The 15,709-nt window shown below is 60.1% G+C and carries 14 protein-coding genes and 1 pseudogene; 7 read left to right on the top strand and 8 right to left on the bottom strand.

Annotation, left to right across the window (positions count from 1 at the left end; translation table 11 throughout):
* Positions 1 to 29: 29 nt before the first annotated feature.
* Positions 30 to 1,997 (bottom strand): methylmalonyl-CoA mutase family protein, encoded by a 1,968-nt coding sequence (locus SJY21_RS08030; RefSeq protein ID WP_377508673.1) that lies wholly within the window; start codon positions 1,995 to 1,997, stop codon positions 30 to 32.
* A gap of 136 nt (positions 1,998 to 2,133) precedes the next feature.
* Here SJY21_RS08030 and SJY21_RS08025 point away from each other — a divergent pair, with 136 nt between their 5' ends.
* The 7 genes from SJY21_RS08025 to SJY21_RS07995 all read left to right on the top strand — a co-directional run bounded on the left by SJY21_RS08025 (position 2,134) and on the right by SJY21_RS07995 (position 9,078).
* A complete protein-coding gene (locus SJY21_RS08025) occupies positions 2,134 to 3,519 on the top strand; it encodes a 1-acyl-sn-glycerol-3-phosphate acyltransferase (protein WP_377508671.1) in 1,386 nt (461 codons plus the stop codon).
* Positions 3,520 to 3,650: 131 nt separating this feature from the next.
* Positions 3,651 to 4,940: a crotonyl-CoA carboxylase/reductase gene (ccrA, locus tag SJY21_RS08020; RefSeq protein ID WP_377513194.1), complete on the top strand. Its 1,290-nt coding sequence runs from the start codon at positions 3,651 to 3,653 to the stop codon at positions 4,938 to 4,940.
* A gap of 193 nt (positions 4,941 to 5,133) precedes the next feature.
* Positions 5,134 to 5,349 (top strand): hypothetical protein, encoded by a 216-nt coding sequence (locus tag SJY21_RS08015; protein ID WP_377508668.1) that lies wholly within the window; start codon positions 5,134 to 5,136, stop codon positions 5,347 to 5,349.
* The gene (locus SJY21_RS08010) at positions 5,291 to 6,079 is read left to right on the top strand and encodes an autoinducer binding domain-containing protein (protein ID WP_377508665.1); all 789 of its coding nucleotides are present in this window, start codon (positions 5,291 to 5,293) and stop codon (positions 6,077 to 6,079) included. The genes SJY21_RS08015 and SJY21_RS08010 overlap by 59 nt, the downstream gene beginning before the upstream one ends.
* 81 nt (positions 6,080 to 6,160) lie before the next feature.
* Positions 6,161 to 6,796: an acyl-homoserine-lactone synthase gene (locus SJY21_RS08005; protein WP_377508662.1), complete on the top strand. Its 636-nt coding sequence runs from the start codon at positions 6,161 to 6,163 to the stop codon at positions 6,794 to 6,796.
* Between the two features lie 39 nt (positions 6,797 to 6,835).
* Positions 6,836 to 8,368 carry an ATP-dependent RecD-like DNA helicase gene (locus SJY21_RS08000; protein ID WP_377508659.1) on the top strand — a complete coding sequence of 511 codons (1,533 nt, stop codon included), beginning with the start codon at positions 6,836 to 6,838 and terminating at the stop codon, positions 8,366 to 8,368.
* The gene (locus tag SJY21_RS07995; protein WP_377508656.1) at positions 8,365 to 9,078 is read left to right on the top strand and encodes an SDR family oxidoreductase; all 714 of its coding nucleotides are present in this window, start codon (positions 8,365 to 8,367) and stop codon (positions 9,076 to 9,078) included. The genes SJY21_RS08000 and SJY21_RS07995 overlap by 4 nt, the downstream gene beginning before the upstream one ends.
* Here the strand turns inward: SJY21_RS07995 and SJY21_RS07990 are convergent.
* The 7 genes and pseudogenes from SJY21_RS07990 to SJY21_RS07960 form a co-directional block, all read right to left on the bottom strand.
* Positions 9,075 to 9,830 carry a TIGR02186 family protein gene (locus SJY21_RS07990; RefSeq protein ID WP_377508653.1) on the bottom strand — a complete coding sequence of 252 codons (756 nt, stop codon included), beginning with the start codon at positions 9,828 to 9,830 and terminating at the stop codon, positions 9,075 to 9,077. The genes SJY21_RS07995 and SJY21_RS07990 overlap by 4 nt on opposite strands.
* Positions 9,827 to 10,744, bottom strand: coding sequence for a sulfite exporter TauE/SafE family protein (locus SJY21_RS07985; protein WP_377508650.1), 918 nt, complete (start codon positions 10,742 to 10,744; stop codon positions 9,827 to 9,829). The genes SJY21_RS07990 and SJY21_RS07985 overlap by 4 nt, the downstream gene beginning before the upstream one ends.
* Positions 10,745 to 10,885: 141 nt before the next feature.
* Positions 10,886 to 11,690 (bottom strand): annotated as a pseudogene (locus SJY21_RS07980) (purine-nucleoside phosphorylase).
* The gene (locus tag SJY21_RS07975) at positions 11,674 to 12,642 is read right to left on the bottom strand and encodes an ABC transporter permease (protein ID WP_377508647.1); all 969 of its coding nucleotides are present in this window, start codon (positions 12,640 to 12,642) and stop codon (positions 11,674 to 11,676) included. The pseudogene SJY21_RS07980 and the gene SJY21_RS07975 overlap by 17 nt, the downstream one beginning before the upstream one ends.
* Before the next feature lie 3 nt (positions 12,643 to 12,645).
* Complete coding sequence (locus tag SJY21_RS07970; protein ID WP_377508644.1) at positions 12,646 to 13,749, bottom strand: ABC transporter permease; 1,104 nt, start codon at positions 13,747 to 13,749, stop codon at positions 12,646 to 12,648.
* A complete protein-coding gene (locus tag SJY21_RS07965; RefSeq protein ID WP_377508641.1) occupies positions 13,749 to 15,290 on the bottom strand; it encodes an ABC transporter ATP-binding protein in 1,542 nt (513 codons plus the stop codon). Before SJY21_RS07965 ends, SJY21_RS07970 begins: the two co-directional genes overlap by 1 nt.
* Before the next feature lies 1 nt (position 15,291).
* Complete coding sequence (locus SJY21_RS07960; protein ID WP_377508638.1) at positions 15,292 to 15,654, bottom strand: molecular chaperone GroEL; 363 nt, start codon at positions 15,652 to 15,654, stop codon at positions 15,292 to 15,294.
* Between the last annotated feature and the right edge of the window lie 55 nt (positions 15,655 to 15,709).

Raw genomic sequence — 15,709 nt, 5'->3', positions numbered from 1 at the left:
CCAAAAGTGCAATTCATCGCCGAATTGAATTACTGGGCTGCGACTTCGCTGGGATCTGCCAAGGTGACAATATCATCCATGATCCGGTTCAATTCAAAGTCCTTTGGCGTATAAACCCGCGCAACCCCCATCGCCCGCAATTGATTGGCATCATCATCCGGGATAATTCCGCCCGCGACGACCGGAATGTGGCCAAGGCCAGCGGCGTCCAGTTGTTTGATGATTTCACCGATCAGCGGGATGTGAGACCCCGAAAGGATCGACAGCCCGATGACGTGGGCATCGTCCTTTTGTGCGGCGGCGACAATTTCGGCAGGGGTCAGGCGGATGCCTTCGTAGGAAATATCCATGCCACAATCGCGCGCACGGGCGGCGATCTGTTCGGCCCCGTTGGAATGGCCATCAAGGCCGGGTTTGCCGACAAGGAACTTCAGGCGGCGCCCAAGGCGCTGGCTGACGGCGGCGACACGATCACGGATATCGTCCAGCCCTTCGGTGCGGTTGGACGGGTTGTGGCTGACGCCCGTTGGTCCGCGATACTGGCCGTGCACGGCGCGGATCACATCGGCCCATTCGCCGGTTGTCACGCCCGCTTTGGCGCAGGCGATCGACGGGGGCATGACGTTTTCGCCGGCGCTCGCGGCTGCGCGCAGTTCCGCAAGGGCGGTGCGCACGGCAGCCCCATCGCGCGCAGCTTTCCACGCGGTCAGGCGGACCAGTTGATCGGCCTCGGCATCCTTGTCAGCCACCATGATCGCATCATCGCCCGCCGTCAGGGGCGAGGGTTCGCCAGTCGTCCATTTATTCACACCGACAACCGTGGTGTCGCCACTTTCGATATCGGCAATCCGCGCGGCGTTGCTTTCGACCAGTCGGGATTTCATGTAGTCAATCGCGCCCACGGCCCCGCCCATCGCATCAATCTGCGCCAGTTCAGCGCGCGCGCCGTGTTTCAGGGCATCAACCTTGGCCGTGACCACGGGGTTGCCATCAAACAGGTCGCCAAATTCCAGAAGGTCCGTTTCATAGGCAAGGATCTGTTGCATCCGCAGCGACCATTGCTGATCCCACGGGCGGGGCAGGCCCAAGGCTTCGTTCCAGGCGGGCAGTTGCACGGCACGGGCGCGGGCATTTTTCGACAGGGTCACAGCCAGAGTTTCCAACAGGATGCGATAGACGTTGTTTTCAGGCTGCTGTTCGGTGAGGCCAAGCGAGTTGACCTGCACGCCATAGCGGAAACGGCGGAATTTCGGGTCTTGGACGCCATACCGTGTCTGGCAGATTTCATCCCAGAGTTCGACAAAGGCGCGCATCTTGCACAGTTCCGTCACGAACCGGATGCCCGCGTTGACGAAAAAGCTGATCCGGCCCACCATTTCGGGGAAATCTTGCGCGGCGACCTTGCCTTGCAGGTCGTCCAGCACCGCCGTGGCCGTGGCCAGTGCAAAGGCCAGTTCTTGTTCCGGTGTCGCACCCGCTTCTTGCAGGTGATAGCTGCAGACGTTCATCGGGTTCCATTTGGGCAGGTGCTGGCGGGTATAGGCAGCCACATCGGTGATCATCCGCAGGGACGGTTCGGGCGGGCAGATATAGGTGCCGCGCGACAGGTATTCCTTGATGATGTCGTTCTGCACAGTGCCTTGCAGGGCGGATACGTCAGCACCCTGTTCCTCGGCCACGGCGATATAAAGCGACAGCAGCCATGGCGCGGTCGCGTTGATCGTCATTGATGTGTTCATCTGGTCCAGCGGGATATCGGCAAACAGCGCACGCATATCGCCCATGTGGCAGACCGGCACGCCGACTTTGCCGACTTCACCCCGCGCCAGTTCGTGATCGCTGTCGTAACCGGTTTGCGTGGGCAGATCAAAGGCCACGGACAGGCCCGTCTGCCCCTTGGCCAGATTGCCACGATAAAGCGCGTTGGACGCCGCGGCCGTCGAATGGCCCGCGTAGGTGCGGAACAGCCATGGGCGATCTTTCTGCGGATGCGACATCGGGTGGCCTCTTGAATCAGGTTTGGTAATTTTATTTCTCAAAGCCATGGATAATCGACACTTTATGACCTTGTCAATTCGCTGCGTTGCGGCATGGGTGGATTTACGGCGGCGCAGAACACTGTAAGGTCATGCCATGACGCAAACCGTGCACCTGCCATTATGGCTCTTGATCCTGATTGTGCTGTTTGCAGCGGTGACGTTCGCGTCACATTTCCTGTTTCCGTCCGTGCGTTGGTTTTTCCGCCGCCGCGCGGAACGGGTGATCGCCAAGGTCAACGCCCGTTTGCCCCGCCCGATCGAGCCGTTCAAGCTGGCGCGCCGCTATGACATGATCCAGCGGCTGATCTATGACGCCGAGGTCGTGCAGGAAATCGGTGAATACGCCCGCAAGGAAGGCATTCCCGAAAACGTGGCCTTTGAAAAGGCGCGCAGCTATGCCCGCGAGATCGTGCCATCGTTTTCCGCCACGGCCTATTTCACCTTTGGCACGCGGCTGGCGCGGTGGCTGTCGCGGTCGCTGTATCGTATTCGGCTGGGGGTATTTGATCGCGCGCAGATCGAGGGGATGAACCCGGACGCGGCAATTATCTTTGTGATGAACCACCGCAGCAACATGGACTACATGCTGGTAACTTATCTTGTCGCGCGCGCATCGGCGCTGTCCTATGCGGTGGGCGAATGGGCGCGGGTCTGGCCGCTGTCGGCTGTCATTCGCATGATGGGCGCGTATTTCATCCGGCGAAAATCGCGCGGCGCACTTTATCGTAAGGTGCTGGCGCGCTATGTGCAGATGGCAACGGCAGGGGGCGTGACGCAGGCCGTGTTTCCCGAGGGCGGGCTAAGCCTGACCGGGGCAGTTGCCGAACCGCGCCTTGGCTTGCTCAATTACATCGTGTCGGATTTCAAACCGGACGGGCGCGAGGTGATCTTTGTTCCTGTCGCGCTGAACTATGATCGGGTGCTGGAGGATAAGTTTCTGATTGCCGCCGACAAGTCCGGTGTGCGCCGGTTTCGCCCACCCCTGTCCACTGTTTGCCGCGCGGTGCTGGCGCATTTGTGGCAGCGGATCACGCGACGGTTCGACAAATTCGGCACGGCGTCTGTCAGCTTTGGTGAACCTTTGTCGCTGGGTGACTTCATGCAGGGCCGCGAGGGCGACCAGACCGAGGCTGTCGGTCACGAGTTGATGGTGCGCATTCGCCGCGCGATGCCGGTGCTGCCGGTGCCGCTGGTGGCGCGTGTCTTGTTGGCTGGTGTTACGGATGCGGCAGATTTGCGCGCCAAGGTGAATGCTGATCTGACAGCCCTGGCTAGCACCGACGCGCCTTTGCCACGGCGCGGGCTGGATAAAGTGATCGAGGACGCATTGATGCGGCTGCGTCAGCGCCGTCTGATCGGGGATGATCTGCAGGTTCCCGCTGAATCGCGCGATGTTCTGGCCTACTACGCAGCTTCGATTGCGGGTCACTTTGATGCAGGCGCAGCAAAGCCGGCAGGAATTTCTGCAACGGCAAAGTAATTAAATTACAAAAATGGCCCGTTTGGGATTGCAATCTTGCGAGATGACTTGCTAAGCATAGGTGAACGTAACGATTCTGCGGTGCAGCGCGCATTGCCTGAAAACAGGATCCGAAACCGATGGAGACCAAGATGGCCTTGGATGTAAATGCTGATATCGCAACATATACAGCGCCCGAAAAAGACCTGTATGACATCGGTGAAATGCCCCCGATGGGCCATGTTCCCGCACAGATGTATGCCTGGACAATCCGCCGCGAACGCCACGGCGAACCCGAACAGGCGTTTCAGGTCGAAGTGGTCGATGTGCAAAAGCCCGATAGCCACGAAGTTCTGGTTCTCGTGATGGCCGCAGGCGTGAATTACAATGGCGTCTGGGCCGGTCTTGGCATCCCGATCAGCCCCTTTGACGTGCACAAGGCCGATTATCATATCGCGGGGTCAGATGCGTCTGGCTTCGTTTGGGCCGTGGGTGACAAGGTCAAGCGTTGGAAGGTCGGCGACGAGGTTGTCATTCACTGCAACCAGGATGATGGCGACGACGAGGAATGCAACGGCGGCGATCCGATGTTTTCCGAAAGCCAACGTATTTGGGGCTATGAAACGCCTGATGGGTCGTTCGCGCAGTTCACATGTGTGCAGTCGCAGCAATTGATGCACCGTCCCAAGCACCTGACATGGGAAGAAAGTGCCTGTTACACGCTTACGCTCGCCACGGCCTACCGGATGCTGTTCGGTCACGAACCTCATGATCTCAAGCCCGGTCAAAACGTGCTGGTCTGGGGCGCGTCGGGTGGTCTGGGCTCTTATGCGATCCAGTTGATCAACACGGCGGGGGCCAACGCGATTGGCGTCATTTCCGAAGAGGACAAGCGCGAGTTTGTTATGGGCCTTGGCGCCAAAGGCGTGATCAACCGCAAAGATTTCAACTGCTGGGGCCAACTCCCCACAGTGAACACCCCGGAATACAATGACTGGCTGCGCGAGGCCCGCAAGTTCGGCAAGGCGATCTGGGACATCACCGGCAAGGGCAACAACGTCGACATGGTGTTCGAACACCCCGGCGAGGCCACGTTCCCTGTCTCCACGCTTGTGTGCAAAAAGGGCGGGATGGTCGTGATTTGTGCGGGCACCACAGGCTTCAACTGCACGTTTGATGTGCGTTACATGTGGATGCATCAGAAACGCCTTCAGGGCAGCCACTTTGCCCATCTGAAACAGGCCGCATCCGCCAACCGGCTGATGATCGAGCGCCGCCTTGATCCCTGCATGTCCGAGGTGTTTGGCTGGGATGATATTCCCGCCGCCCACACCAAAATGCGCAAGAACGAGCATAAGCCCGGTAATATGGCGGTGCTGGTGCAGTCTCCAAAGACCGGTCTGCGCACGCTTGAAGATGCTGTGGACGCGGGGCCGCGCTAGGTTTCGGCGGCTGATTCGCTAAAACAAGGGGTGCGGCCTGCATGGGGGCCGTGCCCTTTTTCTTTTCAGATGGTTGGCGTGGTGCCCTCCCCCCATAAATGGCGGGTCCGAATTGGCGGATATGTTTCGTTAATCCTGCAATGCTACCATAGGTTGTTAATCAAACGTTAACTTCTCGCGAGGAGACTGGCCCATGGGACAGAAGTGGATCATCGACGTATTATCGGACCTGCAAGCTTTTGCGCAAAAGAATGATCTGCCACTGCTGGCTGATCAACTTGTGCAGACCGCGCGCGTTGCGCGCGCCGAAATTGCGCCGCTGACCAAGGGAACGCCGCTTGCGGTGGTGGGTGACGGCGCTGAGGCTGGACAACTTTCTGGAGAGACTGGAACAGGCCCGCGGGCTTGATGATGTTCAGGGTCTGACATTCGCCCTGCGCGACCTGTTTGGCGTTGATCACATCGTTTATCACTGGGTCAGCGCGGACGGCGAACAATACGGTTGCGGCACCTATGATCCGGTCTGGATCCAGCACTACCTTGATCGCGAATACTTGCGGGTTGATCCTGTGGTGCTGGGGTGTTTCCAACGGTTTCATCCGGTGGAATGGAAGCGGCTGGATTGGTCATCAAAACAGGCGCAAGCCTTCCAGCGTGATGCAATCGCGCATGGTGTCGGCAATCAGGGGTTTTCGGTGCCCGTGCGCGGACCGAACGGGCAATTTGCGTTGTTTTCGGTATCGACCAATGCCACTGACGACGACTGGGCGCGCTTTACCCAAGACCATCAGCGCGACCTGATCCTGATCGCGCATTATTTCAACAAAAAGGCGCTGGAGTTTGAAAAGCACCGCGCGCCGGAACCCACAAAACCCCTGTCCCCGCGCGAGGTCGATGCGCTGACATTTCTGGCGATGGGATATGCCCGTGCGCAGGTTGCCGAAATGCTGTCGATCTCGGAACATACCTTGCGCGCCTATATCGAAAGCGCGCGTTTCAAGCTGGGCGCGATCAACACGACCCACGCGGTTGCGCGTGCCATGTCCGAAGGGATGATCGTGGTGGGTGGATCGGCCCGTGCGGCCAGCGGTGCATGGCCCGGCAAAGGCACGATCCCGCCGCGCGCGGCGGCTGAATAACCCACCGTCACGGAGGGTTTTCATTCCGTTAACCAGCGCAATCCTAACGTGCCCCCGTTGCAAGCCGCAAAGGGGAACAGGATGCTGCGTTATCTTTATGCTGATCAATTGAAGGATTATCCGGCCCTGTGCGCGTCGATGTTTCGTGATCGCGCTGACCAGTTTGCGCGCCGGTTGGGTTGGGATGTGCAGGTGGATGAACTGGGGTGGGAGCGCGATGACTACGACGCCCTGAACCCGCTTTACGTGATCTGGCAACGCCCTGATGGCACGCACGGCGGATCGATGCGGTTCCTGCCAACCACGGGCCAGACGATGGTGCGCGACCATTTTGGCAATCTGACGGTGGGTGCGGACATCACCAGCCCGTTGATCTGGGAATGCACGCGGTTCTGCCTTGCGCGCGGTGCAGCGCCACAGGTTGCGGGCGCTTTGATGTTGGCAGGTGGCGAATTGATGCGCGGGTTTTCCCTGACGCATTTCGTCGGCGTGTTTGATGCCCGCATGGTGCGGATTTACCGGATGATCGGATCATCCCCGACGGTTCTGGGCAGCAGTGGCAAGGGGCGTGACCAGATCAGCGTGGGCCTGTGGGAATATGCCCCTGACGCGCGGATGCGTGTGCTGCGCCGTGCGGGGATTTCGTCGGCCCTGTCTGAACACTGGTTCGCCCGCGCCTTTGGCCACCCGCCACAGATTGCGCGACAGGCGGCGTGACCTCTGGCACGTGGCGCGCGCGCGCTGTAGGGTCGCGCCATGTCATTGCCCGCACTCACATTTTCACACGATCAGGCCGAAGCATGGGATGCCATCGCCGAGGCGCTGCGCAGTGCGGGCATCAATCTGGATGACCAATTGTTGATGCCGCCTGCGGGCGATCCGGCCGCATCGGTCATGGCTGTGGTTGGCAAGGCCGGGTCGGGCAAGACCCTGTTGCTGGCTGAACTGTTCAAGGCGCTGCGCGATACGGGCGTTGATGTGGTGTCGGGCGATTGGGAAGGGCGCAAGCGCAAGGATCGCCGCACGCTGGCCATTCTCGCCCCCACGAACAAGGCCGCGAGCGTGTTGCGCAATCGCGGCGTGCCGGCGACGACGATCCACCGCATTCTTTATACGCCCGTCTATGATCCCGAATTCGAGAAGGTCGCGGAATGGCTGGCCGGGCAGGGCGAGCGCCCCGACATCGAAGGGCTGACCGATGTGGCGCTTGATCGGGCGTGGGCCTCATATCAGGCGAACACATCTGTGCCTGCGGCATTGGCAGCGGCAGGCTTGCGCGGCAGCGATTTCATCACCGGATGGAAGCGCCGCGAGGAGCCGTTGGACATCGGCTTTGTCGATGAAAGTTCGATGCTGGATGGCAAGCAGTTCGAAGACCTGACCGAGATTTTCCCAACCCTGCTGTTGTTTGGTGACCCTGCACAACTGCCACCCGTCAAGGGCGAGGGTGGGGGTATGGTATTCGACAGTCTGCCCGAGAACCGCAAACTGGTGCTGAACCGCATTCACCGGCAGGACGCGGACAACCCGATCCTTGATCTGGCGCACGCATTGGGCGATCCGGCGCTGGAATTCCACCAGTTCGAACAGATGATCGCGGAGGCTGCGGCGCGTGATGAGCGGGTCGTCATGGCGCAGCGGGTGGAAAGCGATCTGATGGCGCGTTCGCCCTGTCTGGTCTGGCGCAATGCCACGCGTATCAAACTGATCCATGCGTTTCGCGCGGCCTTTGGCGCGCCCGAAGATGAGCTGCTGGAAGGTGAGCCGCTGATCTGTGACGGGATCGAACTGCCCATGAAGCACCGCAAAAAGCGCCTTGATCTTGAGGCGCGCGGCCTGATCAAGGGCGCGCAGGTGATCTATCTGGGGCCAGGGCGCAAGCCGGGGTTTAGCCGTCTGCACGTGATGGGTGCCGAGGACCCCCAAGTCAGCGCGGCGTCCATCGTCAAGATCGAACACGAGGGCGACGAGGAGCCGTTCATTCCCTTTGCTGCCCGCATGGGGGCGACGTTTCTGCATGGTGCTGCCGTCACAATCCACAAGGCACAAGGGTCGCAGTGGGACACGGTGCAGGTCTTTGCGCCCGACATCCAGATCGCCAGCCGCATGGGCCGGATGGAGGCGGGCACGCAACTGTGGAAGCGCCTTGCATACGTTGCGATCACGCGGGCGGAAACGCAGTTGCGCTGGGTCGTGCGCAACCGTTTGGCGCTTCCCAGTGGCACGCTAAGCACAGATGATTTGCGCGTTGATCCGGTGCCGCTGGAACTGGAACCGGAGGCCGAATGAAAAGCATCATCATCACCGGGGCAAGTGGCGGCATTGGGCGCGCCTGTGCCGATGTTTTTCTGGCAGATGGCTGGCGTGTCGGGCTGATTGCACGGCGCGCTGCGTTGCTGGAGGAGGTCGCGGCAGGGCAGGGAGGTGCTGTCGTGCTGCCCTGTGATGTGACGGACGAAGGCGCTGTTGCGCAGGCATTCAGCACCTTTGCAGCCAAGGCTGGCCGTCTTGATGTGCTGTTCAACAACGCCGGTGTTTTCACACCCGCCGCGCCGATTGACGAAATTCCCGTGGCCGACTGGACCCGCGCCGTTGCGGTCAATCTGACGGGGATGTTCCTGTGCGCGCGGGCTGCATTTGGCCAGATGCGCCACCAGTCACCGCAGGGGGGGCGGATCATCAACAACGGGTCGATCAGCGCCCATGTGCCCCGTGACGGGTCAGTGACCTATACGACCACGAAACACGGGGTGACGGGGCTGACCAAGACGCTGTCGCTGGATGGTCGCCCGTTCGATATTGCCTGCGGCCAGATCGATATCGGCAACGCCCGCACGGATATGGTCGCGGAACTGGCGAAATCGCAGCCCGGCATCGCGACGATGGACGTGGGGTTGGTGGCTGATGCAGTGCTGCGCATGGCGCAACTTCCGCCCGAGGCCAACGTGCAATTCCAGACGTTCATGGCGACCAAGATGCCCTATATCGGGCGCGGTTAGCGGCGTAGCGCCGAAAAGATCGCCGATGCACCCCAGCCCGCCGCGATGGCAATCGCAATTGACATAAGGCCATAGATCAGCGGCTTTTCATGGGCGAGGTTGTATAGCCAGCGTTCCAGTCCAACCTTTTCGACGGGAATAACTGCTTCGTATTCGTCGACGACAATCCCGTTGCGGGTCAGGTAAATCTGCGCGTGATAATCGCCCTCGGTCAGGTTGGCGGGCAGGCGAAATGCGGCGCTGAACAACGTGCTTTCTTCGAGGTCCACCGCGCCTTCGCGCACCTGATACAGGTCGCTGCCTGCACGGATACGGATAAGTGCAGCCGTGAAATTGTGGGAATCCGTCACGCCCATCGGCGCACCGACTGACCGGATCGCACGCGGGATGCTGATCTTGTAGCGCAGGTCTTCCACATCGCTGAGGATGTCGCCTAGCGGGGCCGTGGTTGCGACAGCATAAAAGGAGGGCGCACCATCAATTTCGACAACGTCGGTGTTGACCCAAATGCCCAGTCGGCGCTCTTTGCGGCGGACAGTGGCGGGCAGGGTCGGACCGGCGATCGTCACGATGACCTGCAGGTCGCTGGCCAGATCAATCGGGTCTTCGCGTTTGACCGCGCCGAACAGCAAAATGTCGGAACCGTCAAAGGTTGCCGTGATCGCCACGGCGTCCTGGCTCAGGCCCAGCACAACTTCTTCGGCCTTGGCGGGCAGGGCAAGGATCACCAACAGGGCGAACAGCCGGATCATGCGTGCCCGCTTTCGCCGATTGAATACAGCTCGGAGGGCATCACCAAAAGATCGAACGCCAGCTTGGCACAGACGGCAAGCACCATGATGGCAAGCCAGATACGCAGTTGTTCGGCTTTCATCCGTGTGCCGATCCGTGTGCCGACTTGCGCGCCGATCACGCCGCCAATCAGCAACAGCACAGCCAGCGCAATATCGACGGTAAAGTTGGTTGTCGCGTGCAGCAGGGTGGTGAATGCAGTCACGAAAATGATCTGGAACAGCGAAGTGCCGACAACGACCTTGGTTGGCATGCCCAGCAGATAAATCATCGCGGGGACCATGATAAAGCCACCGCCAACACCCATGATCGCCGCAAGAATCCCTACAACGACCCCGACGATCAGCGGTGGAATGACCGAAATATAAAGCCCCGACACGCGGAATTTCATCTTGAAGGGCAGCGAATGCACCCATGTGTGCTTGCGCCGGACCGGCACGGCCCCGGCCTTTTTGCTGCGCCGGATCGCGCGCCAGCTTTCCAGAAACATCAGCCCGCCAACGACGCCAAGGAACAGCACATAGCAAAGCTTGACCAGCAGATCGACCTGCCCCAACGAACGCAGGTAGTTGAACACCACTACCCCAAGTGCTGCACCGACAAGTCCGCCAATCAGCAGCACCGTCCCCATGCGCAGATCGACGGTTTTGCGTTTCAAATGCGCCAGCACACCGGAAAAGGATGACGCGACAATCTGGTTGGCCTCGGTCGCGACGGCGACAGCGGGTGGGATGCCGATAAAGAACAACAGCGGCGTCATCAGGAAACCGCCGCCTACGCCAAACATACCCGACAAAATCCCGACCAGCCCGCCCAACCCCAACAAGAGGAAGGCGTTGACCGATACTTCGGCAATGGGAAGATAGATTTGCATAAGTGTCTGGGTCCGGCGATGGATAAGGCCGCTTACCTAGAAAACGCCGCTTTGGCCAGCAAGTCAAATGCCGCAGGGGGCAAATGGCGGTAAATATGGCCGGTTTTGGTCTGTGGACCTATGGCTGAACCGGAACTGGATTTATCCGCGGTCACGCAAGTAGCGGCGCAGCACCTTTTCCAGCTTGGCCGCACCGATGGGGGCCATGGCCTTGGTGTGTTCGTGGCTGATGTTTTCGTCGCTCATGCCTGCGGCCATGTTGGTGATCGTGGAAATCGCCGCGCAGCGCAGCCCAAGGAAGCGGCCAAGGATCACTTCGGGGACAGTGGACATGCCAACCGCGTCCGCACCCAGCATCGCAATCGCGCGAATTTCAGCGGGCGTTTCAAACGACGGGCCGGAATACCATGCATAGATGCCGTCAGCCATTTCGGTGTTTTCGGCCGTAGCGGCGGCGCGCAGGGCGGCGCGGAGGCCTAGATCATAGGCGTCTTTCATCGGCACAAAGCGCGCATCCGTCGGTTCGCCAATAAGCGGGTTCAGGCCGGAAAAGTTGATATGATCGGACAGGCACATGATTGATCCCGTCACCATGTCCGCCCGCATGGATCCAGCCGCATTGGTGGCGATCAGCGTATCCGCGCCCAAGTCGCGCAGCACTTCAAGCGGCAGGCGCATCGCATCGCCGCGCCCGCTTTCGTAGTAATGCGCGCGCCCGCCAAACACGGCCACGCGCACGCCTTCCAGATCACCGATCACAAGGTTGGGGTTATGCCCGCTGACGCCCGCGTGGGGAAAACCGTCAAGATCGCCATAAGGGATCGCAACACCGTCAACTGCATCGGCCAGATGCCCAAGGCCCGAGCTCAAGGATCAGGCCGACCTGCACCGGCGCATCACCGGCGCGGGTGCGGATCAGGGCCGCAAGGTCAGCGCTCTTTGACATAGGGTTCGCCACCGGCGCGTGGTGGGATTGCCTTGCCGACAAAACCGGCCAGAATGACCACGGTCATGATGAAGGGCAGGGCGTCCAGCAATTGGCCCTGAATTTCAAAGCCGAAGGTCCGCTCGATCAGGTCAGGGCGCAGGGCAATCGCCTGCAAGTAGCCAAACAGGATCGTCGCCGACAGTGCATACCACGGCCGCCATTTGGCGAAAATCAGCGCTGCCAGCGCGATATAGCCACGCCCTGCGGTCATGTCCTTGGTGAAACCGGCCTGCAATGCGGTGGCAAGATATGCACCCGCGATGCCACACAGCACGCCACAGATCATCACCGCCGCAAAGCGCAGCCCGACGACGGACACGCCAGCGGTATCGACGGCGGCGGGGTTTTCGCCCACGGCGCGCAGGCGCAACCCGAAACGCGTGCGATAAAGCAGCCACCACGTTGCGGGGACGCAAATCAGGGCGACGTAAACAAGGATCGTTTGGCCAGAAATCAGATCGGCATAGATCGGGCCAATGAATGGCACATCGGCAAGTGCTGTGGCAAATGGCAGTTCAATCGGTTCAAACCGCGCGCCCCCGGCCAGTTGAGGCGTGCGCCCGCCTTGGGAAAACCAGCTTTGCGCGACAACAACCGTCAGGCCCGCGGCCAGAAAGTTGATGGCAACGCCGGAAATCAGTTGGTTGCCGCGAAAGGTGATGGACGCAACGCCATGCAGCGCTGAAAGCGCCATCGACGCGCCGATCCCCGCAAGCAGGCCGATCCAGACACTGCCACTGGTAAAGGCGACGGCGGCCGACAGGAATGCAGCCGCCAGCATCTTGCCCTCAAGCCCGATGTCGAAAATGCCGGAACGTTCGGAAAACAACCCTGCAAGACAGGCCAACAACAGTGGCGTGGCAAGGCGGATGGTCGAGTCCCAGACCTGAATGTTGAACAAGAGATCCATGTTTTATCCCTCTGCCTTGGCGTGTGATTTGCTGAAGGCGATGAACGCCTTTTCAAGCGGTGCACGCACCATGTGGTCAAGCGCGCCCGTGAACATGATCACCAGCGCCTGAATGACGACAATCATTTCGCGCGGGATCTTCGTCCACAGCGCCAGTTCAGCGCCCCCTTGGTAAAGGAACCCGAACAGGATCGCGGCAATGAACACGCCAGCGGGGTGACTTCGCCCCATCAGGGCCACGGCGATACCGATGAAACCTGCGCCTTCTACGGCGTTCAAAACAAGCCGTTCCGCTTCGCCCATGACGTTGTTCACGGCCATCATGCCAGCCAACCCGCCCGAGATGACCATCGACACAATGATGATTTTGGTCGGGCTGATCCCGGCGTATTTCGCGGCCGATTCCGAATGCCCGAAGGCGCGGATTTCATAGCCCAGCCGGGTTTTCCAGATCAGCACCCAGACGGCGATACAGGCCAGCACGGCAACAAAGAACGCAACATTGGCGGGCGTGCCACGGAACAGCGTGATTTCGCCAAAGCTGAACAAGTCCTGAAACGAGGGCAGGTGCGTGGGTTCAGGGAACTTCGATGTGGCGGGTTCCATGCCCGGCGCCTTGAGTTGGTTCACCAGCAGGTAATTCAGCAAGGCGGCGGCGATAAAGTTGAACATGATCGTGGTGATCACGATATGACTGCCGCGTTTGGCTTGCAAAAACGCAGGGATGATGGCCCAAGCGGCCCCGAATAGCGCAGCACCTGCCGTGGCCCCCAAGACTGCAAGCGACCAGTGCGGCCACGGGATGTAAAGGCATACAATTGCCACGCCCAAGCCGCCCAGGATCGCCTGACCTTCGCCGCCGATGTTAAACATGCGCGCATGAAAGGCCACGGCCACGGCAAGCCCCGTGAACATGAAATTTGTCGCGTAATACAGCGTGTAGCCCCAGCCATAACTGGACCCTAGTGCGCCACTGACCATCAGTTTCAAGGCGGCCCATGGGTTTTCCCCGATCGCAAGGATCACAATGGCCGAAATAATTGCGGCAAGCAGCAGCGAGACAAGCGGCACAAGGACAACATCGGCCCATTTCGGCATCTTTTCCATCAGGCGGCCTCCCCCTTGGTCATGCCGGCCATCATCAGGCCAAGTTCGTTTTCGTCCGTGTCGGCGGGCAGGCGTTCGCCCATCATCTTGCCATCAAAAATGACGGCGATCCGGTCGGACAGGGAAAGGATTTCCTCAAGTTCGACTGATACCAACAGGATCGCCTTGCCCTGATCGCGCAGGGCGATAATTTGCTGGTGGATGAATTCAATCGCGCCGATGTCGACGCCGCGTGTGGGCTGCCCGATCAAGAGCAGGTCAGGGTCGCGCTCCATCTCGCGGGCCAGCACGATTTTCTGTTGGTTGCCGCCGGAAAAGCTTTTGGCTTGCAGGAAGGGATCGGGCGGGCGCACGTCGAAACGTTCCATCTTGTCGGCGGTGTCTTTCTTGATCGCGGTGTTGTCCATCAACAGGCGATTGCGCTGATATTTCGGGTCTTTGTGATAGCCGAACACCATGTTTTCCCAGGCGAAGTAATCCATGATCAGACCTTCGCGCTGGCGGTCTTCGGGGACATGGGCGATGCCGCGCGCGCGCCGGCTTTGGCCATCGGACTTGCCGCCGGTCAGGTCGATTTCCTGGCCGTTGACCAGAATTTCGCCGGTGGCCTTTTCATAGCCGCCCAGCACTTCCAGAAGTTCGGACTGGCCGTTGCCTGCAACACCGGCGATCCCGAGGATTTCACCTGCACGCACGTCAAACGAGACACCCTTCAGGCGATGCACGCCCTTGTCATCGGTAATGTTCAGATCGCGGACTTCGAGCACCTTTTCGCCCGGTTTGGCGGGGGCTTTGTCGACCCGCAACAGCACTTTGCGCCCGACCATAAGTTCGGCGAGTTCAGGCGGGCTGGTGTCGGCGGTTTTCACAGTGGCGGTCATTTCGCCGCGCCGCATCACGCTGACGGTGTCGGTGATTTCCATGATCTCGCGCAGCTTGTGGGTGATCAGGATGATGGTTTTTCCTTCTTCGCGCAGGCGTTCAAGAATGCGGAACAGCTGATCGGCTTCGGCGGGGGTCAGCACGCCGGTGGGTTCGTCCAGGATCAGGATGTCGGCCTGACGGTAAAGCGCCTTGAGGATTTCAACACGCTGCTGCATGCCCACACCGATGTCCTGGATCACGGCATCGGGTTCGACGTTCAGACCGTATTCCTCGGCCAGCGCCTTGAGTTCGCGGCGCGCCTTGGCAAGGCTGGGGCGCAGCATCGCGCCGTCCTCGGCCCCAAGGATCACGTTTTCAAGAACGGTGAAATTTTCGACCAGTTTGAAGTGCTGGAATACCATGCCGATACCCGCAGCGATTGCTGCCTGACTGTCGGGAATCTGGACCTTGCGCCCGCTGATGAAAATCTCGCCTTTGTCGGCTTTGTAGAACCCGTAAAGGATCGACATGAGTGTCGACTTGCCCGCGCCGTTTTCGCCAATGATCCCGTGGATCGTGCCGGGCATCACGCGGATCGCGATGTCCTTGTTGGCTTGGACGGGGCCAAAGGCCTTGGAGATACCCTTGAGTTCAATGGCGGGGGCGATATCGTTCATGTCAGGCCCCTGTGCCCGCGAATCCGGCCAGCAGCGTCAGCTTGCCGCCATCATCAAGCGTGGCGAAATAGCTGCCGTGCTGAACCATCTCGGTGCCGTCCGGCCCCTTGCCACCAAAGGCGATGATCGCGCGGTGGTAGCCGTTTACATCGTCTGATTTTTCTACGCTTGCGGTCCAGCCGGGGGCATTGGCGCTGAACATGCCAACGTAGTCCGAGATCGCGCCGTGATCATCAAGGCGTGCGCCGCTGCGCGGGTCTGAATAGATGCCGCCGGGGGCAAAAGAATCGTCAATCAGTGCGCGCCGCGCCGTTGGATCGGTTTCGCTCCAGGCACGAAAGAATGTTGTGATTGCATCGCTCATCGTTTTGTTCCCCCATCTGCAAAAGGCCGCGCCGATCACTGGCGCGGCCCCGTTT

This window comes from Octadecabacter sp. R77987 (assembly GCF_042466115.1).
In the GTDB taxonomy this organism is placed as follows: domain Bacteria; phylum Pseudomonadota; class Alphaproteobacteria; order Rhodobacterales; family Rhodobacteraceae; genus SW4.
The sequence above is the reverse complement of the archived record's forward strand: the minus strand, read 5'-3'. Positions and strand labels throughout refer to the sequence as shown.

Excerpts from the sequence above, each read along its gene's own strand:
- SJY21_RS07975 (WP_377508647.1), bottom strand. The coding sequence starts at position 12,642 with ATGGATCTCTTGTTCAACATTCAGGTCTGGGACTCGACCATCCGCCTT.
- SJY21_RS08005 (WP_377508662.1), top strand. The coding sequence starts at position 6,161 with ATGCTGCGTTATCTTTATGCTGATCAATTGAAGGATTATCCGGCCCTG.
- SJY21_RS08030 (WP_377508673.1), bottom strand. The coding sequence starts at position 1,997 with ATGTCGCATCCGCAGAAAGATCGCCCATGGCTGTTCCGCACCTACGCG.
- SJY21_RS08015 (WP_377508668.1), top strand. The coding sequence starts at position 5,134 with ATGGGACAGAAGTGGATCATCGACGTATTATCGGACCTGCAAGCTTTT.
- SJY21_RS07960 (WP_377508638.1), bottom strand. The coding sequence starts at position 15,654 with ATGAGCGATGCAATCACAACATTCTTTCGTGCCTGGAGCGAAACCGAT.
- SJY21_RS07965 (WP_377508641.1), bottom strand. The coding sequence starts at position 15,290 with ATGAACGATATCGCCCCCGCCATTGAACTCAAGGGTATCTCCAAGGCC.
- SJY21_RS07995 (WP_377508656.1), top strand. The coding sequence starts at position 8,365 with ATGAAAAGCATCATCATCACCGGGGCAAGTGGCGGCATTGGGCGCGCC.
- SJY21_RS07970 (WP_377508644.1), bottom strand. The coding sequence starts at position 13,749 with ATGGAAAAGATGCCGAAATGGGCCGATGTTGTCCTTGTGCCGCTTGTC.
- SJY21_RS08025 (WP_377508671.1), top strand. The coding sequence starts at position 2,134 with ATGACGCAAACCGTGCACCTGCCATTATGGCTCTTGATCCTGATTGTG.
- SJY21_RS08000 (WP_377508659.1), top strand. The coding sequence starts at position 6,836 with ATGTCATTGCCCGCACTCACATTTTCACACGATCAGGCCGAAGCATGG.
- SJY21_RS07990 (WP_377508653.1), bottom strand. The coding sequence starts at position 9,830 with ATGATCCGGCTGTTCGCCCTGTTGGTGATCCTTGCCCTGCCCGCCAAG.
- ccrA (WP_377513194.1), top strand. The coding sequence starts at position 3,651 with ATGGCCTTGGATGTAAATGCTGATATCGCAACATATACAGCGCCCGAA.
- SJY21_RS07985 (WP_377508650.1), bottom strand. The coding sequence starts at position 10,744 with ATGCAAATCTATCTTCCCATTGCCGAAGTATCGGTCAACGCCTTCCTC.